The organism is Pseudomonas sp. BB438, assembly GCF_057180225.1.
Window position 1 is genome coordinate 3,922,444 of the sequence record NZ_CM170001.1, and the last position, 18,644, is coordinate 3,941,087.

Sequence of the window (18,644 nt, forward strand, 5' to 3'; positions counted from 1 at the left end):
ACTCTGCCACTATTTATTACGAGCGGCCCCCTGGTAATACCCCAGCACCCGTTGCACCAGCGCCTCCTCGAGGCCTTCGCGCCGCCCCGGCGCCAAGGCTCCGGGGTCATCCAGCAGCGCGCGCAGCACGCCGCCAACGGCGTGGGCGACGACGAAGACTTCGGCATCGTCCAGCGTTCGCAGTGGCTGGTCATGGTCGACCAGACCGTGGATTAACGCGCCGACGCGCTCGCCCGGCCTCTCCGGCGGGCGACCTTCAGAGGGCAATCCGCTGACCACCTTGGCATCATGCCGGAAAGCTGCCCGCAAACATCAGCCTTGGCTGATGTCAGCCCAATCAAATATGAATTTTTCCTGATGCGGCAGCGCCCTACTCTGGCCACGCGCTGCACGGACAGCGCCAGCTACTCAGCCGTCCTCTAGAGACGCGGGTTCTCGATAACAACTCCAACTGCCCCGAGGATCTCCCATGCGCCTTCGCCCGCTCATGCCTGGCCGTGAATCCCCCCTTTCCCTGAACACCGGAGGCCGGCATGTCTGACCTTCGCAGCCCCACCGCAGCCGCCAATGGCGATGAAAGCCTGCTGGCCAGCCACGGCTATCGCCAGGAACTCGACCGCGGCCTGAACCTGTGGTCCTCGTTCTCCGTCGGCTTCGCCACCATTTCCCCGGTCGTGGGCATCTACTCGGTGATGTCCCTGGGCGCCATGAGCGTCGGACCGTCCTGGGTGTGGATCGTGCCCCTGTGCCTGCTCCTGCAATTGACCGTAGCGCTGGTCTACGCCGAACTGTCCTCGCAGTTCCCCCTGGCCGGCGGCTGCTACCAGTGGGTACGCCGGCTGATCGGCGACCGCGCGGCCTGGTTCACCGGCTTCCTCTACCTCGCCTCCGCCCTCGCCTCGCTGACCACCGTGTCCTACCTGGGCGGCTTCTGGCTCGGCCTGCTGGTCACCGGCGAACCGCCGTCCGCCAACGCACAGGTACTCTGTGGCGCGGCGCTGCTGGCCCTGGGCCTGGCGGTCAACCTGCTGGGCATCAACCCGCTGAAGTACTTCGTCAACGCCGGCATCTTCGCCGAAGCCATCGCCTCCATCGGAATCGGCGTGCTGTTGCTGCTGTTCTTCCGCAACCATTCCTTCGAGATGCTGTTCAGCAGCCTCAATGCCCTGGAAGTTTCCGGCGGCACCTACTGGAGCGGCTTCCTTACCGCACTGGCGGTGGGCGGCTGGGCCTTCCTCGGCTTCGACGCCTGTTCGCAGATTTCCGAGGAAACCACCGACGCCCGCGTCTCCACGCCCCGCGCCATCCTGCGCTCGATGCTGGTGGTCGGCCTGACCGTGATGCTCACCGCGTTCGCCGTCACCCTGTCGTACAAGGACCCGGCCGCCGTGGTCAGCGGGCAGATCATCGACCCGGTGACACCCGCCGTGGTGGACGCCTTCGGCGCCTGGGCCGAGCGGCCGTTCGTGGCCATCGTGCTGGTCGCCTTCGTCGCCTGCGTGGTCTCGGTGCAGACCTACATCGGCCGCGCCATCTTCGGCATGGCCCGCGATGAAATTCTTCCCGGCTCCGCCCTGCTGCGCCGCGTGGACAAGCGCAAGGTGCCGATGGCGGCGATGGTCTGCAGCACCCTGCTGGCCAGCCTCGGCCTGGCGCTCGGCCTGAACGCCACCGCGGTCGGCACGCTGATCGCCTTTGGCAGCGGCGGCTTCTTCTTCGTCTTCCTGATCGTCGCTGCCAGCGCGCTGTACGCACGCCTGACCGGCCGCTGGGACCCGGACAAGGGCGCATTGAAGCTGGGCCGCAAGGGCCTGCTGGTCAATGTCATCGCCGTGGTCTGGTTGGTGTTCGAGGCGATCAACGTGGCCTGGCCGCGGGAAATGCTCGCCCCGCCCGGCGCGCCCTGGTTCCAGGTCTGGGCGGTGGTCGTGGTGTTCTCCGTCCTCGCCCTGTTCGGCCTGGCCTACCTGTTCATCGCCAAGCCGCACCGCCGCATCGCCACCAGCCTGAGCTTCGCCGGCCGCACGGTCGGCTGAGCCATCGACTGAGCCATCCGCGCCGGCACGCACCGGCGCCTGTCCTTCCCTTCTGCCCTGCCGGGCCGCCTTGCGCCCCGGCACGGGCAGGCCATGCCTGAAATCCGGAGCTTCCCATGTCCACCCTGAACTACTGGAACTACCCCACGGAAATCCTCTGCGGCGTCGGCGCCCTCGACCAACTGGCCGAGCGCTGCCGTCTCGCCGGAATGCGCAAGCCGCTGCTGGTCACCGACCCCGGTATGCTCGAACTGCCGCCGCTGCACGAAGTGCGGCGCCGCCTGGAAGCCGCCGGCATCGACTACGCGCTGTTCCATGGTTTCTCCAGCAACCCCGCGCTGGAGGAAGTCACTGCCGGCGCCCTGGCCCTGGCCGAAGGCTGCCACGATTCGCTGATCGCCCTGGGCGGGGGCAGCGCGCTGGATGCGGCCAAGGGCATTGCCCTGCTCAGCCGCGACGCCGATGGCCTGCACCATTTCGAATGGTCGCAACTGATCGAGCACTACCCGACCCTCGGTGATCACCCGGCCCTCGACCTGCCGCCGCTGATTGCCATTCCCACCACCGCCGGCACCGGTTCCGAACTGGGCCGCGAGGCCGTACTGACCGACAGCGCGCGCGGCATCAAGATCGTCGTAGGCCACCGCGAGCTGCTGGCTCGCTCGGTGATCCTCGACCCGGTACTGACCGTCGGCCTGCCGAAGTCCCTCACCGCCGCCACCGGCATGGACGCCCTGACCCACCACCTGGAATCGCTGTTCTCGCCGCTCTATCACCCGATGTCGGCCGGCGTCGCCCTCGAAGGCGTGCGCCTGGTGAAGGAGCACCTGCAGCGCGCCGTGCACAACGGCACCGACCTGGCCGCTCGCGAAGGCATGCTGGTGGCCTCGGCCAGCGCTGCCGTGGCCTTCCAGAAAGGTCTCGGCGGCGTCCACGCGCTGGCCCACCCGCTGGGCGCGAAGCACCACAAGCACCATGGTCTGCTCAACGCGGTGCTGCTGCCGTATCTGCTGGTGGCCAACCGTTCCGCCATCGAAGCGGATGCCACGCGCCTGGCGCGTTACCTGGAGCTGCCGGAAGCGAGCTTCGACGGCCTGCTCGGCTGGGTGCTGGAGCTGCGCTCGTCCGTGGGCATTCCCCATACGCTCAGGGAACTGGGCCTGAACGGCGAAGACGCGCAATGGGTCGGCGAGCAGGCCGTGGCGGATACTTCCTCTTCCGAGACCAATGCCCTTCCACTGCAAGCCGAAGACTACTCGCGCATCTACCTCAACGCGGTCAACGGTACGCTCGCCTGACCCTCAGGCGCCGAGGCCGTGCACGCTCAGCAGGTCTTCGATGAACGCACGGGCGGCCTCGCTGCGAGGTCGCCCGGCGTAGGTGATCATGCTGTGCGTCACCTCGTAGCAGAGCGTCTCCGGTAGCAAAGGCTTCATCCGCCCGCGCTCGACCCAGATGTTCGCGTAGTGGGTCGGCAGGTAGCCCAGGTGCGTGCCGGCCAGCACCGAATGCGCCACCGCCTCCATGTGATGCGCGGTGGCGCTGCTGCGTTCGGGACGGAACGGCAGTTCCTGGTCCGCCGGCAGGAAGCCATGGCGCACCCAGTTGTACTCGGCGATCTGCTTCAGCGTCGGCTTGCGTGCCGTGAACAGCGGGTGGCGCTCGCCGCAGAACACGCCGATCTCCTCGGTGTACAGCGGCAGGTAATCCAGCGTCGGCCGCGTGCGGCTGAAATAGGAAATCGCCAGGTCCAGCTGGCCGTCGATCACCGCCAGCTCCAGCTCGGTGGGTGAGTTCACGTAGAGGTTCAGTTGCACGTCCTGCTCGCGGCCGTGGAAGGCAGCCAGCGTCTCGTCGAAGCGCGCCTGCGGCAGTGTCGTGACGTTGTCCGCCAGCCCCAGGTACAGCTCGCCGACCAACCGGCCAGACAGCGCCTGGGCCTGGTCGCGGAACAGGCCGATGGCGTCGAACATCGCCTGGGACGCGTCGAGAATCCGCTGCCCCTTCGCCGTGAGGCGGAAGCCACCCTTGCCGCGCTCGCACAGGCGATAGCCCAGGCGCTTTTCCAGGCTGCCGATGTGCATGCTGATGTTCGACTGGCTCATGTTCAGCTCGGCCTGCGCCGCGGTGAAGCCGCCGCACTTCACCACGGAGGCGAAGATGCGCAGCAGACGCAGATCGAGGTCGGTGAAGTTCCTGAGCATGGGCAAAGTCCGGCGCCGGGCAAGGCGGCTAGTCTACTGCACGGGGCGGAGCCAGTCCCGCGGGGACGATCCGATGGAATCCCCAGCGCGCCCGCGAGTCCCTGCCCAGGTACCCCTCACGGCCAACCAGCAAGGAGAGACGCCATGCTGCTCGAAGGTTCCTGCCACTGCGGCGCCGTCCATTTCAGCCTGCACAGTGCCCATCCCTACCCCTACCAGCGCTGCTACTGCTCGATCTGCCGCAAGACCCAGGGTGGCGGTGGCTACGCGATCAACCTCGGCGGAGAGGCCGCCAGCCTCAGGGTCCGTGGGCGCAAGCACATCAGCATCTACCACGCGAAGCTCCGCGAGGAAGGCCAGCGCACCCGCACCAGCGGTGCCGAACGGCATTTCTGCAGCCAGTGCGGCAGCGGGCTGTGGCTCTACGATTCACGCTGGCCGGAGCTGATCCATCCCTTCGCCTCGGCCATCGATACGCCCTTGCCGGTACCGCCCGAGCACACGCACCTGCTGCTGCGCTCCAAGGCCGGCTGGGTCGAGGTACAGGCCGAGCCCCACGACCTGCAGTTCGACGACTATCCGCAAGAATCCATTGCCCAGTGGCACCAGCGACTGGGCGTGGAGCAGTGAGCAGCGCCCCCCCTGACACGGCACGCTGCGGGCAGGAGCTGCGGGGGCAGGGCTTTACCTGCACACGGCATGCAATACGCCGAGCGACATGCAGTTGTAATCCGTGCCGACTACTGTGCTTGCCGACCTTTCGCCCACGGCTCAGCCAGAAGACGGACCATGACGGCAGACACCAGCCCCACCCGCAAGCAGTTCCTGATCCGCTCCGAGAACATGACCGCCGACGACTTCGGCGAGCTCTACACGCGAATGTTCGGCAACCTCTACGCGGGTCTGCCGCGGCCGGAGCGGCCGGTCGCCATCGGTGGGGTCTATGGCCGATACGAGGGCGTGAGCTTCCGCCGCCTGAACTTTCGCGGCGACCTGCTGGCCGAGATGCCGGACCTGGACGACGAGATCACCTTCATCTTTCCCAGCGCCGGACGCATCGTCTTCAACCAGTCCAGCGACAGCGTGGGCATGCCCAGCATCGGCCTGGCGATGGAGAAGGCCCAGGTGCGCTCGGTCGGCTTCATCGACGGCCACGCGCACCACGGCCTGTCCGTGCGCCGCTCGCTGTTTGCCCGGCGACTGGCGACACTGCTGGGCCGGCCGATCAGCCACAAGGTGCGCTTCCAGCCGCGCGTAGACCTGGGCAACGAGGCCTTCCAGGGCATCAAGGCGATTGTCGCGATGGCCACCGGCAACGAGTTCGACCTGCTGATCAACTCCAGCGCGCTGATGCCGGCGCGCCTGCAGGAGATGCTGGTGGATGCCGTGCTGGACATCTGGCCGCACAACTACAGCGACGCCCTCAGGCGCCCCGCCCCGCAGATCGCGCCACGTCACGTGAAGTTGGCCATGGACTACATCCAGCACGCCATCCAGGTACAGCCCGACGCCGTGATCAGCGGCAGCGACCTGGCCGAATTGACCAACGTCAGCCTGCGGGCCCTGCAAGAGGGCTTCCGCCGCTTCGTCGGCAGCTCCATCGTCACCTACCAGCGCGAGGTGCGCCTGCAGCGCGCCTACGAGACCCTGAAGCAGGACGGCCCGCAGTCGGTCAGCGAGATTTCCCTGGCCCTGGGATTCAGCAATGTCGGGCGCTTCTGCCAGTACTTCCAGAATGCGTTCGGCATGAGCCCGGCGGACCTGCGCCGGGGCCTGCCGGTCGACGCCTGATCGCTCGGTTGCCCGCGCAGCAAGCAAAACGGCCCGCCGCGTAATCCGCGACGGGCCGTTTTCTCATGGCCGATCCAATCAGAACTGGTAGCTGGCCTTCAGGCTGCCGCTGGCGCCGTGGCTGCCACTGCCGCCCAGCGCACCGACTTCTGCGCCGACGCTGAAGTCGCCCTGGCTGGCGGTCAGGCTGAACGCGCCGCTGAACTGGTCGCGGTTGTCGAAGGCGGCACGCTGGGACACGTCCAGCCCCAGCAGGTGGCCTTCGCTGTCGACCTTGTAGTCGCCCAGTGCGTGGTCGTAACCGACTTCCAGGCCCGGCACCATCTGCCAGCCGCTGCCCAGCGCCACCGGGGCGAACGAGGCCTTGAGGTTGGCGTAGGCGCTGCGGCGGTTCTCGCGGATGTCGTCGACGTCCAGCGCCAGTTCGCTGCCCTTCTCCTGGAAGCCATCGAGGTCCAGGTGGCTATAACGCAGGCCGATGCTCGGCTCCAGGGTGACGGTGGAAACCGCCGTGCGATAACCCAGCGCGATGCTGCCGCCGCTCAGGCTGCCGCTGGTGTCGCCCTTGGCTTTGCCCAGACCGCCGCCGATGTCGCGCTTGCTGTCGTAGTCGAGCCAGCCGTAGCTGAGGTCGGCGTCGACGAACAGGCCCTGTTCCAAACCATCGAGGGCAAGGCGCGCGCCGCCACGGACGAAGGTCAGGTCGGTGTCCACGTCGCCACCGGCGCCGCCGACGCTACCCTTGCTGTAGCCGAAGCCGGCATTGCCGCTGAGTTGCTCGGAGAAGCGCTGGGTCACGCCGATCATCAGACCCTGGGTGTGCTCGTTGCTGCTCTCGGCACTGGAGGTGGCGGAGTTGCCCTGGTAGCCCGCCAGCGCGGTGCTCCACAGGCGGGTCTGCCCGGTTTTCAGGTCGACGCCGCTGGCATAGGGCGCGGCGGCGTGGTCGATCAGCGCATCCTGGCGCAACAGGTAGCTGGCCGCGTCGGCATGCACCTGGCCGCCGACGGTGGCCTCGACGCCACCGAGGGTGCCGGCATCGATGGCCGACTGCAGGTAGTAGTTGTACGCGGTGTAGGCGCCAGAGAGGCTGCTGTTCTGCAACTGGGTCAACAGTTGCGCGCCGGCGGCAGAGTTGCCGGAAAGGCCTGCGACGCCCGGCAGGGAGCTGTAGTAGACCATCTTGCCGCGCAGCACGTAGATGGTTTCCTGGGACAGGCCAAGGCCTTCCTTCAGGTAGTTGTCCATGCTGCCGTATTCGGCGGTGACCTGGTCGAGACCGGCTTGCAGATAGCTGGCCTGTACGCCCAGCAGCGGCTCGTAGATGGCCGCCATGCTGGCCGGCATCATCGCCAGCGTCGCCTTGACGCGGGCGGCGGTGTAGTCGTTGGTAGCCAGGTAGTTTTCCATGATGGTGGCGCTGTCCACGCCGGCGATGCTCAGCAGCACGGCAGCGGTCCAGCCGGTGCGGTCCTTGCCGGCGGTGCAATGGAACAGCGCGGCGCCATCGGCCGCGGCGAGCTCGTTGAACAGCGTGGCGAACTGGCCGCGCATGCCGGCGTCGCTGACGAAGGCGCGGTTGGTATCCTCCATCATCTGGATGGCCTGGGCGGCGCTGGTGAAGGAGATGTTGGTGACGTTGGCGCCGGAGGTGGTGCTGCCGATGATGTCGATGTTCTGGTAGGTCGCGCCAGCCGGCAGGGTGTCCGGCGTACCGGCGATTTCGCTCGGGGTGCGCAGGTCGAACACGTCGCTGATGCCCAGGCTGTTCAGGACCGCCAGGTCGCTACCCTTGGGCGTCAGCGCATTGGAGCGGTAGAACACCCCAGAACGCATCACCCCGTCGTTGGACGTGGTGTAGGCGGTGGTGGTGCCGGCGATGTCACGGAAGTTGTCGATGCCGATCAGGTGCGGCGTGTCCAGGGTGTAGGTTTCGGCCGCGTTGGCGCAGGCGATGGACAGACTGAGCAGGGACAGGCCGACGGTGGAAGCGGAAAGCAGAGCACGATGAAACACGATGTAGCCTCTTTGAGCGTGTTGGCGGGGCTACTATCGGTGGCGGGCGGGACCTGAATGTGACAGTTCCGCGCCCGGAGCAAATGGGCGCGCGATCTGTCCGTGGACTGCGTTTTCTGTCCGTGGCGTTAGTCTTCGCGGCGCGTCGATGTCTCACGGTCGCGCTCGTAGCGATGGCGCATCGGGAAGGCCGGCAGCCAGGCTTCACGGCGGCATGTCCAGAGCTCGTAGGTAGGCTGGAAGCGGTCTGGCTCGTCCAGCGCGCCGAGGCTCACCTCGATTTCGTCGCCGCTGCGGCCGAACACCGAGGAGCCGCAACGTGGGCAGAAGCAGCGTCCGGCGTACTCGCGGGTGTCGCCCTCGATGCGCACGGCGCGCTCAGGGAAGATCGCCGACGAGTGGAACAGCGCACCATGGTGCTTGCGGCAGTCCAGGCAATGGCAGATGCCGACTCGATAAGGCTGGCCGATGGCCTCGATCCGCAGCTCACCGCACAGGCAGCCGCCAGTGACTGTTTGCATACCGAAACTCCTCGTCTGTCAGGTGACCCTGACACCCTAGCAGCTCATCTGCCGTGGCTCAGCGCTCCAGACCAACGCACGCCAGCAGCGACGCACGCCACGCCGGGTTGTCCAGCAACACCGGCAGCAACCCACTGTGACCTGCATCCGGTACTACCAGCAACTCGCGATGACGGGCCTGGCTGGCAGCTGCGTAGAGGCGCTCGGGGATCTCCAGGGGAATCACGTTGTCCCGCTCGCCGGCAATCACCAGCAACCGGCCACGAAAGCGCGCGAGGATGTCCCAGGCGTCACTGTCGATCCAGCTGCGAGGCCGGCGGATGATCGTCGAGAACTCCGGACCGAAGCGCACCGCGTTAGCCTCGGGGGTATAGATGCCGGGCACGATGAGGATCAGCGCCTGCACCGCCATTGCCTCGCTGAGGCGAAGCGCGTTGTAGGCGCCCATGCTGATACCGGCCAGCGCCGTGGGACGAATCCCGACATGCTCGATCACCGACTGCGCCTGGTGACTGCGCCGCTCAAGCGAGGAGTCGGCAAAGACACCACCGGTCAGCCCATGCCCGATGCAATCCAGCGCAGTCGAACCAACGCCACGCTCCCACAACGATTGGCGCAGGCCGCTCCACACCGATCGATTGCTGGCGCCACCACCGTGGATGCCGAACAGATGCAGCGGCGAGTCGCCGCTCAGGGTATCGGCGTGAAGCTCACGCCCCTCGAAGGGAACACGGAAAGCGATGGGCGACGACATGCAGCAGACCTTGCGGGACGGAACTCAAGCGGGGCTGCGAGCATAGCCGATCCGGCGCGCGGCGAACCGATTTGGCCGTTTCGCGATATTCGTCGTCCGGATCGCGTGAGACAGCCACGGAGCGCACGCCTAGCATAGGCCGCCCACAATCGAAAAACCCGGCGCGCCCTGCCTGCGCCACACCTTGCTGCCCCGGAGTCCCATGTCTACCACTGCTTCCCCCCTGGCCACGCCCTCCGTGGCCAGCCAGGCCAGCCCGCTGGTCATGCGCGTGATCGGCGCCTGCGCCCTCGCCCACCTGACCAACGACCTGATCCAGGCCGTGCTGCCGTCGATCTACCCGGTGCTCAAGGCCAACTACGGCCTGAGTTTCACCCAGGTCGGCCTGATCACCCTGACCTTCCAGTTGACCGCCTCGCTGCTGCAGCCCTGGGTCGGCTACCACACCGACCGTCATCCCAAGCCCTGGCTGGCGCCGCTGGGCAGTGTCTGCACGCTGATCGGCATTCTCATGCTGGCCTTCGTCGGCAGCTTCCATGCGATCCTGCTGGCCTCGGCGCTGGTGGGTATCGGCTCCTCGACCTTCCACCCGGAAACCTCGCGGATCGCACGCCTGGCCTCCGGCGGACGCTACGGCCTGGCGCAGTCGACCTTCCAGGTCGGCGGCAACGCCGGCAGCGCCTTCGGCCCGCTATTGGCTGCAGCCATCATCATTCCGTATGGCCAGGGCAACGTGGCGTACTTCGGCCTGTTCGCGGTGTTCCTCGTCGGCGTGCTCTGGGGCCTGAGCCGCTGGTACAGCCACCACCTGAACCTGTTCAAGCTGAAAGCCGGCGGCGTGGCCACCCACGGGCTGTCCAAGGGCCGTGTCACCGCCTCGCTGGTGGTGCTCGCGCTGCTGGTGTTCTCCAAGTACTTCTACATGGCCAGCTTCACCAGCTACTACACCTTCTACCTGATCGAGAAGTTCGACCTCTCGGTGGCCAGCTCGCAGCTCTACCTGTTCGGCTTCCTCGGCGCGGTGGCGGCCGGCACCTTCTTCGGCGGCCCGGTGGGCGACCGCATCGGCCGCAAGGCGGTGATCTGGTTCTCCATCCTCGGCGTCACGCCCTTCACCCTGGCGCTGCCCTATGTCGACCTGTTCTGGACCAGCATCCTCAGTCTGGTGATCGGCTTCATCCTCGCCTCTGCATTCTCCGCCATCGTGGTCTACGCCCAGGAACTGGTGCCGGGTAACGTCGGCATGATCGCCGGTGTGTTCTTCGGCCTGATGTTCGGCTTCGGCGGCATCGGCGCCGCCTTCCTCGGCCACCTGGCCGACATCCACGGCATCGAGTACGTCTACACGCTGTGCTCCTACCTGCCACTGCTGGGCTGCCTGACCATCCTGCTGCCGTCCACGAAGAAAAAAGCGTGACCCTCCCTGCCGCCGGCCTTTGCCGGCGGCGGACCTCTCGTCCGGCCGTTCGTGCCCGGGCAAATGTAATGGATTGTTGTAAAGCGACCTGCGCGTCGACGGCGATACATTTGCACCGCCTGGGCCCAAGGCCATCGCTGTTAGCCTTTCCGCAATGCAAATAACTCGCATTTGCCGGAGAGATTTCCGTCCATGTCGTCCCGCTTGAACCTCACACCCATCACCCGTTCCGAGGCATCCCTTACCCTCGCCCCCGTCGTCGGCCTCGCCACCTTCATGGCGATCCCGCTGTCGGCCTGGGCCGATACCCCACCAGCCGTCGATGACCAGGAGGCCCTGGCGCTACCCGACAGCACCGTACAGGCCACCCAGGAGTCGCCCTACAAGGTCGACCGCGCCAGCTCGGCGAAGAACACCGAACCACTGCGCGATACCCCGCAGAGCGTCACCGTGCTCTCCGAGACGCTGCTCAAGGAGCAGAACGCCCAGAGCCTGAAGGACGCCCTGCGCAACGTGCCGGGGATCACCTTCAACTCCGGCGAAGGCGGCGGTGGCGTGGGCGACAGCCTGACCATCCGGGGCTTCAACGCGGACGGCAACATCTACCGCGATGGCGTGCGCGACCCGGCCAAGTACTCGCGCGACGACTTCTTCAACACCGAGGGCGTCGAAGTCTTCAAGGGCTCCAGCACCGCGGCCTGGGGCGTCGGCGCCGTTGGCGGCGCGGTCAACCTGGTGACCAAGACGCCACAGCTGGACGACTTCAACCTGCTCAGCGGCGGCGTTGGTACCGCCAACTTCACGCGCGGCACGCTGGACGTGAACCACCGCATCGACGGCCTCGGCGACGGTGCGGCCTTCCGCGTCAACGTGATGGGCGCCAACACCGGCACCGACGGCCGCGACTGGGTCGGCGACGAGCGCTACGGCTTCGCTCCGTCCCTGGCACTGGGCCTGGGCACCGACACCCGCGTCACCCTGGCCTACGAATACCTGCACGACAACGCTACGCCCGACTACGGCATTCCCACGGTCAACGGCAGCAACGGCAGCGCGCCGCACCGCGCCGGCGGCGCCAGCTGGAGCAGCTACTGGGGCTGGCGCAACCTCGACTACGAGAACAACGAATCGCACCGCGTGAACCTGAAGTTCGCCCACGACTTCAACGACGCCCTGAGCCTGGACAGCCGCTTCACCTGGTTCCACCTGGATCACGACTTCTTCGTCACCACCCCCGGCGGCGACCCGAACGCCGGCGCGCCCGGCATCCAGGCCGGCAAGGGCATCTACCGGCGCAACATCAACACGCCGCTGCGCGAGCAGACCAACGACACCTACAGCAACCAGACCAGCCTGACCTGGCGTGTCGACACCTTCGGCATCGGCCACACCCTGGTCGGCGGCTTCGACCTGAGCAAGCAGACGCTCGACTCGAAGACTGGCGCCCTGACCGCCGCCAGCCGCACCGTCATGGGCAACCTGCCGGTGGTCAGCAACGACTGGTCGAAGTATCCCTACGCGCTGGACACCTACACCTCGGCCAAGCAGTCGGTGGAGCAGATCGACAAGGCCTTCTACCTGCTCGACACCCTGAAATTCGACGAGCACTGGCAGCTGCACCTGGCCGCGCGCCAGGATCACTTCGATACCCGCGTGCTGGACAGCGAAACCCGCGCCAGCCCGAGCGCCGCCTGGGTCGACAAGGGCAGCTCCTCGCAGAACGAGAAGCTCACCAGCGTGCACACCGCGCTGACCTACAAGCCGGTGGAGAACGGCAGCCTCTACGTCAGCTACGCCAACGCCAGGCAGCCCTCCGGCGTCCTCGCCGTGGCACAGACCGGCAGCATCGCCTCGACCAAGGGCGACCGCGGCAAGACCTATGAAGTGGGCACCAAATGGGAACTGCTCGACGGCCAGCTGGCGCTCAACGGTGACGTGTTCGAGACCAAGCGCCAGCTGACCTATATCGACGATGAAGAGCTGTCGGCCTACACCGGCGGCGAGGAACGCGTGCGCGGCATCGAGCTGTCCGCCAGCGGCAACATCACCCGCAACTGGTCGGTATACGCCGCCTACGTGCACCAGAACAGCAAGCTGGTGAAGCCCTACAACGGTTCGGACAAGGGCGTGCAACTGGCCAACACCCCGCAGAACGCCCTGAGCCTGTGGAGCACCTGGCAGTTGCCGGACAACCTGGCCCTGAGCTACGGCGTGCGCTACGTGGACGACGTGAAGATCTACCCGGGCCTGGGCTCGACCATGACCCGCGCCGGCCAGACCACCGTGCCCGGCTACGTGGTGCATGACGCCATGCTCAGCTGGCAGGCGACCCAGGACGTGCAGCTGCGCCTGAACGTCAACAACCTGTTCGACAAGCACTACTGGAGCCAATACAACGGCCGTGGCTACGGCGTGCCCGGCGCCAGCCGTGGCGTGGTGCTGAGCGCGGACTACTCGTTCTGAGCGAAGGCCGGCACGGGCAATGCCGTGCCGGCCGGCAAGCCCTCTCAACCGCGAACCTGTCCGTCATCAGGACTCCCTCCCCGGAAACCCGATGGGCAGGTTCGCGACCCACTTCCCGCGCCGATCTTCATTTGCAGGTGCGAGCGTGCATCTACAAAGGGGCTGGCGTTCAGGTGCCGCGATCGAAGATCAACGTCGCTTCCAGTCCACCGCCCTCGCGGTTGCGCAGTTCCAGCCGCCCGTGGTGCGCCGCTGCGATGGTCTGGGCGATGCTCAACCCCAGCCCATAGCCGCCCGTGGAGCGATTGCGCGACTGCTCCAGGCGGTAGAACGGCTCGGTCACCCGCTCCAGTTGTTTCGCTGGAATGCCCGGTCCGCGATCCAGCACGCGGATGCACAGGGCCTGCTCGCTGTCCTCGACCTCGATATCAGCACCACCGGCATACCGGATGGCGTTCTCCAACAGGTTGAGCAGCGCCCGCTGCAGGCTCAGCGGATAACCGGCCAGCGGTTGCAACGCGCGACCGGACAGCGATACCCGCTCCCCCTGCTCTTCGAAATCCGCCTGCAGGCTCTGCAGCAATGCGTTCACATCGAGGTTCTGACGCGCCTCGTCGAGATCGCTGCCGCTGATGAAATCCAGGGTCGCAGTCACCATGCCTTCCATGTCGTCGAGGTCCTTGCGCATCTTCTGCCGCGCAGTTTCGTCGTCGAGCATTTCGGTGCGCAGGCGCAGGCGGGTGATGGGCGAACGCAGGTCATGGGACACGGCCGCAAGAAAACGCATGCGCTCGCCAAGGTTGTGGATCAGCCGTTGCTGCATGGCGTTGAAGGCACGGGCGGCGCGACGCACTTCCAGCGGGCCCTCCTCGGTCAGCGGCGGGCGCTGGATGTCCTTGCCCAGGCTTTCGGCGGCGCGGGCCAGCTTGTCCAGCGGGCCGATGGCCAGGCGTACCGCGAGCAGCGCGATCAGCACGACGACGAGGATGCGCAGCAGGTACAGGCGCAGCAGATAATCCAGCGCCACGTCGAGGGTCGACTGGCTGCTCCAGCCCTGCCCTTCGACCATCGCGATACGCAGCCAGGCCCCGGCCCCCAGGGGGGCCTCCAGCAGCAGGTGCGCCTTGGCGCCATTGCCGGTGAACAGGCCGGTCAGCCCGCTGCGCTCGCCGGCGCCATCACGCAACTCCACGCGCAACAGGCGCAGGCCCTGAGCATCACCGCCCTGGTCATGCACCGCGCGGCGCAGCAGGCGCTCGGCCGCCGGATCGAAGGCGCCGTCGGGCTCGTCCGCCGAATCGACCAGACGCGCCTCGAATCCCGGTCGATCGAGCGCGCTCAGCGCCTGCATGAAATCCTGTGGCTGTTGCTGGTGCAGGTGCTGCAGGTCGGTCAAGCGCGCGGCCGCGAGACGCAGCGGAATCTCCAGTGCCTGGGTGTGGCGCACGTCGTACCAGATGCTGCCGGTGAGCACCTGGGCGGCGATCATCCCGCCCACCAGGATCACCACCAACCGCCCGAACAGCGTGCGCGGCCACAGGCGCATCAGGCGCTGACCACGTCTTCGGCGGTCAGCATGTAGCCCTGGTTGCGCACGGTGCGGATCAGCCTGGGCGACTTCGGATCGTCTTCCAGGTGCTGGCGCAGACGACTGACGCAGACGTCGATGGCGCGGTCGAACGGCAGGCGCTCCTTGTCGAACACCTGGCGCAGCAGAAAGTCGCGACCCAGCGGCCGATTGGGGTGCTGCAACAGCAGGCGCAACAGGCGGAAATCGGAACCGGCCAGGGCGATGCTCAGGCCAGCCGGTGAGCGCAGGTGGCGCGCGCGGGTGTCCAGTTCCCAGCCGGCGAAGCGCAAGGTTGCCGCCTCATCCACCTGGGCGCGCTGGGGGAAGCTCTGCACCCGGCGCAGCACCACCTTGATCCGCGCCAGCAGCTCGCGCGGGTCGAAAGGTTTGGGCAGGTAGTCGTCGGCGCCCATCTCCAGGCCGATGATGCGGTCGATCAGCGTGCCCCGCGCGGTGAGCATGATCACCGGTACGTCGCTGCGCGCGCGCAGGTCGCGGCACAGGGTCAGGCCGTCCTCGCCGGGCAGCATCAGGTCGAGCACGACCAGGTCCACCGGCTGTACTTCCAGCTGGCGCTGCATCTCGCGGCCATCGGCGGCGGTGGACACCTGGTAGCCCATGCCCTTGAGGTAGTCGGCCAACAGCTGGCGGATCTCGGGGTCGTCGTCGACGACGAGGATGTGGTCTGGCCTGGACATCGGGAAACTCGCGGCGGGTCGCTAGGGTTCCGGCTATCGACGGGGGCTGCACGGCGCAAATGTAATGGAATGTTGTGGCGCGGGATTTCGCGCGCCGCCAATACAAAGCCGCCCGGCTCGCCCGCGACAGCAGCGGTAGAGTGGATTGCAAATGCGATTAATTCTACTTCATGCCCAGGTCGTTCCGCATGCCCTTCCTGTCGTCCCGCGCTTCCCGCTCCCGTCTGCCCCACACCCTTGCCACCCTCGCCCTGCTATGCCTCGGCTGGTTCGGCCTCGCCCTGCCCGCCCAGGCGCTCACCGTCACCGACGTGCTCGGGCGCAAGGTCGAGGTCAGCGGCAACGCGCAGCGCGTGGTGCTGGGTGAAGGCCGGCTGTTCTTCGCCCTGGCCCTGCTCGACCGTGACAACCCCTTCCAGCGCGTGGTCGGCTGGCAGAACGACGTACGCCTGCTCGACCCGCACACCTTCGATGTCTATGCCCAGCGCTTCCCCCAGGTGAAGCAGATCCCGCTGATCGGCCAGGCCTCCGAGCAGAGCGTCAGTGCCGAGCAGATCCTCGCCCTGAAGCCGGACCTCGCGGTGTTCAGCATCGCCGGCGAAGGCCCGACCCAGCACAGCCCGATCGCCGACATCCTCGCCGCCGCCGGCGTGCCGGTGGTGTTCGTCGACTTCCGCGTCCACCCCATCGAGGGCGTGCGCACCAGCCTTACCGCACTGGGCGCGGCGCTCGGTCGCCAGGCCGAGGCAGAGCAGTACCTGAAGTTCTACGACGCCCACCTGCAGCACATCCGCGAGGGCGTGGCCGGCCTGGATGACGCGCACAAGCCGAGCGTATTCCTCGAACTGCTGGCCGGCGTCTGGCAGGCACCGGGCCACACCACCGGCAAGAGTGGCCTGGGCAGCGTCATCGACGCGGTCGGCGGCCGTAACATCGCCGCGGGTGTGGTGCCTGGTGCGCTGGGCGATATCAGCGTGGAGTACGCGCTGTCGGCCAAACCGGATATCTACATCGCCACCGGCAACCGTCATCCTGGGCTGATCCTCGGCGCCGGCGTCAGCCAGCAGCAGGCCCGCGAGAGCTTGCAGAACGTCCTCCAGCGCCCCGAGTTCGCCACCCTCGACGCCATCCGCAACGGCAAGGCCCACGGCCTCTGGCACGACTTCTACAACTCGCCGTTCAACATCCTCGCCATCGAGGCCATGGCCCGCTGGGTCCACCCGGAACGCTTCGAAGGTCTCGACCCGGCGCAGACCCAGGCGCAGATCAACCAGGACTTCCTGCGCATCGGCCTGGACGGCACCTACTGGATCGACGCCGGCAAGCCTGAATGAACGTCGCCACAGACGCTACCGACCTGCAGCAGGCGCGCCACGAGCGCCGGCTGCAACTGCGCCGCCGTGGGGCGGTGCTGGTGGTCCTGCTCGCCCTGCTGCTGGGTTCGATGGCCTGGGACCTGCTCAGCGGGCCGTCCGGACTGACGCCTGGCGCGCTGTTCCACGGCCTGCTGCACCCGGGTGAACTGGAGCCCAGCCAGCGAGTGATCATCTGGAACGTGCGCCTGCCCTACGCGGTGATGGCGCTACTGGTGGGCGGCGCACTGGCCCTGGCCGGTGCGGAGATGCAGACCATCCTCGACAACCCGCTGGCCAGCCCCTTTACCCTCGGCGTGTCGTCGTCCGCCGCGCTGGGTGCCTCGCTGGCGATCTTCTTCCACCTGGGCAATGCCTGGCTGTCGGCCAACGCGGCGGTGTCGCTGGCGGCCTTCGTCTTCGCCTGCCTGTCGCTGGTATTGCTGCAAGGGCTCTCGCGCCTGCGCGGCGGCGGTGTGGAAAGCCTGGTGCTGTTCGGTATCGCCCTGGTGTTCAGCTGTAACGCGGCGGTGGCGCTGCTGCAGATGATGGCCAGCGAGGACGTGCTGCAGCAACTGGTGTTCTGGACCCTCGGCAGCCTCGCCCGCGCCGACTGGCACAAGGCTGGCGCGCTGGCCCTGGTGCTCGCGCTCTGCCTGCCCTTCTCCCAGGCCGCCGCATCGAGACTGACCGTGCTGCGCATGGGCGAGGACCGCGCCCGTAGCCTGGGTGTGGATGTGCGCCGCCTGCGCCGCTTTGCCCTGCTGCGTATCTGCCTGCTGTCGGCGTGCGCGGTGGCCTTTGTCGGGACCATCGGCTTCATCGGTCTGGTCGGCCCGCACATCGCGCGGATGCTGATCGGCGAGGACCAGCGCTTCTACCTGCCGGCCAGCGCCCTGGTCGGCGCGCTGCTGCTGTCGCTGTCGTCGGTGGCCAGCAAGCTGCTGATGCCGGGGCTGATCGTGCCCGTGGGCATCGTCACCGCGCTGGTCGGCGTACCGGTGTTCGTCGCCCTGATCTGCCGGGGAGGACGCAACGCATGAGCCTGTTCGCGCAGAACCTGACGGTCGCCTACCGCCGCCACGCCGTGGTCCATGACGTGACGCTGCCGGAACTCGAACGCGGCACCCTCACCGCCCTGATCGGCCCCAACGGTGCGGGCAAGTCCACCCTGCTGCGCGGCCTGGCGGGCCTTGAGCGCGTACGCGGCGACCTGAGCCTCGACGGCCAGTCGCTCGCCGCGCTCTCGGTAGGCGAGCGCAGCCGGCGTATCGCCTACATGCCGCAGAACCTGCCCGGCGGCATCGCCCTCAGTGTCCTGGACGCACTGCTCGCCAGCCTGCGGGTCAACCCCTTCGACACCGAACTGCGCCGCGCCGATCCGCTGGCCGCGGCCCTCGAAGCGCTGCGCCGGGTCGGCATCCTGCACCTGCGCGACCAGCGCCTGGACCGCCTCTCCGGCGGCCAGCGGCAGATGGTCAGCCTGGCCCAGCTACTGGCGCAACGCCCGCAGGTGCTGCTGCTGGACGAGCCCACCAGCGCGCTGGACCTGAACTACCAGCTGCGGGTCATGCAGTGCGTACAGGAGGAAGTGCGCCGCCACGGCCTGATCGCCATTGCCGTGCTCCATGACATCGGCCTCGCCGCGCGCTACGCCGATCAACTGGCGGTGCTGCACCAGGGCCGGCTGGTGGCCGCCGGCGACGCCGAAAGCATCCTCACGCCGCAACTGTTCGACGAGGTGTACGGCGTGCAGGCGCGGGTCGAGCGCTGCTCGCGGCAGACGCTGCAGATCATCATCGACGAAGTGGCCTGCTGACCC

The 18,644-nt window shown here is 67.3% G+C and carries 16 protein-coding genes; 9 read left to right on the plus strand and 7 right to left on the minus strand.

Annotation, left to right across the window (positions count from 1 at the left end; all coding sequences use genetic code 11):
• Positions 1-9: 9 nt before the first annotated feature.
• Entirely contained in the window at positions 10-267 is a 258-nt protein-coding gene (locus tag AC1ZV1_RS17895) for a hypothetical protein (RefSeq protein WP_484292898.1), read from the minus strand.
• A 266-nt stretch (positions 268-533) separates the two neighbouring features.
• On the opposite strand from AC1ZV1_RS17895, the gene AC1ZV1_RS17900 reads away from it, so the two are divergent.
• Positions 534-2,036: an APC family permease gene (locus AC1ZV1_RS17900; RefSeq protein WP_484292899.1), complete on the plus strand. Its 1,503-nt coding sequence runs from the start codon at positions 534-536 to the stop codon at positions 2,034-2,036.
• 116 nt (positions 2,037-2,152) lie between these two features.
• Positions 2,153-3,334 (plus strand): iron-containing alcohol dehydrogenase, encoded by a 1,182-nt coding sequence (locus tag AC1ZV1_RS17905; protein WP_484292900.1) that lies wholly within the window; start codon positions 2,153-2,155, stop codon positions 3,332-3,334.
• 3 nt (positions 3,335-3,337) lie between these two features.
• On the opposite strand, the gene AC1ZV1_RS17910 is transcribed toward AC1ZV1_RS17905, so the two are convergent.
• The gene (locus tag AC1ZV1_RS17910; RefSeq protein ID WP_484292901.1) at positions 3,338-4,240 is read right to left on the minus strand and encodes a LysR family transcriptional regulator; all 903 of its coding nucleotides are present in this window, start codon (positions 4,238-4,240) and stop codon (positions 3,338-3,340) included.
• Between the two features lie 144 nt (positions 4,241-4,384).
• On the opposite strand from AC1ZV1_RS17910, the gene AC1ZV1_RS17915 reads away from it, so the two are divergent.
• Entirely contained in the window at positions 4,385-4,870 is a 486-nt protein-coding gene (locus tag AC1ZV1_RS17915; protein ID WP_484292902.1) for a GFA family protein, read from the plus strand.
• 159 nt (positions 4,871-5,029) lie between these two features.
• Positions 5,030-6,031, plus strand: coding sequence for an AraC family transcriptional regulator (locus tag AC1ZV1_RS17920; protein WP_484292903.1), 1,002 nt, complete (start codon positions 5,030-5,032; stop codon positions 6,029-6,031).
• A gap of 78 nt (positions 6,032-6,109) precedes the next feature.
• On the opposite strand, the gene AC1ZV1_RS17925 is transcribed toward AC1ZV1_RS17920, so the two are convergent.
• From AC1ZV1_RS17925 to AC1ZV1_RS17935, 3 genes are all read right to left on the minus strand, one after another.
• Entirely contained in the window at positions 6,110-8,047 is a 1,938-nt protein-coding gene (locus tag AC1ZV1_RS17925) for a tyrosine-protein phosphatase (RefSeq protein ID WP_484292904.1), read from the minus strand.
• A 128-nt stretch (positions 8,048-8,175) separates the two neighbouring features.
• Positions 8,176-8,568, minus strand: a complete 393-nt coding sequence (locus AC1ZV1_RS17930) for a GFA family protein (RefSeq protein ID WP_484292905.1) — start codon at positions 8,566-8,568, stop codon at positions 8,176-8,178.
• A 58-nt stretch (positions 8,569-8,626) separates the two neighbouring features.
• Positions 8,627-9,322, minus strand: coding sequence for an alpha/beta fold hydrolase (locus AC1ZV1_RS17935; protein WP_484292906.1), 696 nt, complete (start codon positions 9,320-9,322; stop codon positions 8,627-8,629).
• A 202-nt stretch (positions 9,323-9,524) separates the two neighbouring features.
• Here AC1ZV1_RS17935 and AC1ZV1_RS17940 point away from each other — a divergent pair, with 202 nt between their 5' ends.
• Positions 9,525-10,739, plus strand: coding sequence for an MFS transporter (locus tag AC1ZV1_RS17940; protein ID WP_484292907.1), 1,215 nt, complete (start codon positions 9,525-9,527; stop codon positions 10,737-10,739).
• A 192-nt stretch (positions 10,740-10,931) separates the two neighbouring features.
• Positions 10,932-13,202: a TonB-dependent receptor gene (locus AC1ZV1_RS17945; protein WP_484292908.1), complete on the plus strand. Its 2,271-nt coding sequence runs from the start codon at positions 10,932-10,934 to the stop codon at positions 13,200-13,202.
• A gap of 169 nt (positions 13,203-13,371) precedes the next feature.
• On the opposite strand, the gene AC1ZV1_RS17950 is transcribed toward AC1ZV1_RS17945, so the two are convergent.
• On the minus strand, positions 13,372-14,748 hold the full coding sequence (locus AC1ZV1_RS17950; RefSeq protein WP_484292909.1) for an ATP-binding protein: 1,377 nt from the start codon (positions 14,746-14,748) through the stop codon (positions 13,372-13,374).
• The gene (locus AC1ZV1_RS17955; RefSeq protein WP_484292910.1) at positions 14,748-15,470 is read right to left on the minus strand and encodes a response regulator; all 723 of its coding nucleotides are present in this window, start codon (positions 15,468-15,470) and stop codon (positions 14,748-14,750) included. The genes AC1ZV1_RS17950 and AC1ZV1_RS17955 overlap by 1 nt, the downstream gene beginning before the upstream one ends.
• Before the next feature lie 188 nt (positions 15,471-15,658).
• On the opposite strand from AC1ZV1_RS17955, the gene AC1ZV1_RS17960 reads away from it, so the two are divergent.
• Genes AC1ZV1_RS17960 through AC1ZV1_RS17970 form a run of 3 tightly spaced genes read left to right on the plus strand, consistent with a single transcriptional unit; the run spans position 15,659 to position 18,641 of the window.
• A complete protein-coding gene (locus AC1ZV1_RS17960) occupies positions 15,659-16,804 on the plus strand; it encodes an ABC transporter substrate-binding protein (protein ID WP_484292911.1) in 1,146 nt (381 codons plus the stop codon).
• Positions 16,801-17,865, plus strand: coding sequence for a FecCD family ABC transporter permease (locus AC1ZV1_RS17965; RefSeq protein WP_484292912.1), 1,065 nt, complete (start codon positions 16,801-16,803; stop codon positions 17,863-17,865). The genes AC1ZV1_RS17960 and AC1ZV1_RS17965 overlap by 4 nt, the downstream gene beginning before the upstream one ends.
• Entirely contained in the window at positions 17,862-18,641 is a 780-nt protein-coding gene (locus AC1ZV1_RS17970; protein ID WP_484292913.1) for an ABC transporter ATP-binding protein, read from the plus strand. Before AC1ZV1_RS17965 ends, AC1ZV1_RS17970 begins: the two co-directional genes overlap by 4 nt.
• Positions 18,642-18,644: the final 3 nt, after the last annotated feature.

Excerpts from the sequence above, each read along its gene's own strand:
- AC1ZV1_RS17915 (WP_484292902.1), top strand. The coding sequence starts at position 4,385 with ATGCTGCTCGAAGGTTCCTGCCACTGCGGCGCCGTCCATTTCAGCCTG.
- AC1ZV1_RS17965 (WP_484292912.1), top strand. The coding sequence starts at position 16,801 with ATGAACGTCGCCACAGACGCTACCGACCTGCAGCAGGCGCGCCACGAG.
- AC1ZV1_RS17945 (WP_484292908.1), top strand. The coding sequence starts at position 10,932 with ATGTCGTCCCGCTTGAACCTCACACCCATCACCCGTTCCGAGGCATCC.
- AC1ZV1_RS17930 (WP_484292905.1), bottom strand. The coding sequence starts at position 8,568 with ATGCAAACAGTCACTGGCGGCTGCCTGTGCGGTGAGCTGCGGATCGAG.
- AC1ZV1_RS17960 (WP_484292911.1), top strand. The coding sequence starts at position 15,659 with ATGCCCTTCCTGTCGTCCCGCGCTTCCCGCTCCCGTCTGCCCCACACC.
- AC1ZV1_RS17950 (WP_484292909.1), bottom strand. The coding sequence starts at position 14,748 with ATGCGCCTGTGGCCGCGCACGCTGTTCGGGCGGTTGGTGGTGATCCTG.
- AC1ZV1_RS17940 (WP_484292907.1), top strand. The coding sequence starts at position 9,525 with ATGTCTACCACTGCTTCCCCCCTGGCCACGCCCTCCGTGGCCAGCCAG.
- AC1ZV1_RS17970 (WP_484292913.1), top strand. The coding sequence starts at position 17,862 with ATGAGCCTGTTCGCGCAGAACCTGACGGTCGCCTACCGCCGCCACGCC.
- AC1ZV1_RS17905 (WP_484292900.1), top strand. The coding sequence starts at position 2,153 with ATGTCCACCCTGAACTACTGGAACTACCCCACGGAAATCCTCTGCGGC.
- AC1ZV1_RS17900 (WP_484292899.1), top strand. The coding sequence starts at position 534 with ATGTCTGACCTTCGCAGCCCCACCGCAGCCGCCAATGGCGATGAAAGC.
- AC1ZV1_RS17935 (WP_484292906.1), bottom strand. The coding sequence starts at position 9,322 with ATGTCGTCGCCCATCGCTTTCCGTGTTCCCTTCGAGGGGCGTGAGCTT.
- AC1ZV1_RS17955 (WP_484292910.1), bottom strand. The coding sequence starts at position 15,470 with ATGTCCAGGCCAGACCACATCCTCGTCGTCGACGACGACCCCGAGATC.
- AC1ZV1_RS17910 (WP_484292901.1), bottom strand. The coding sequence starts at position 4,240 with ATGCTCAGGAACTTCACCGACCTCGATCTGCGTCTGCTGCGCATCTTC.
- AC1ZV1_RS17920 (WP_484292903.1), top strand. The coding sequence starts at position 5,030 with ATGACGGCAGACACCAGCCCCACCCGCAAGCAGTTCCTGATCCGCTCC.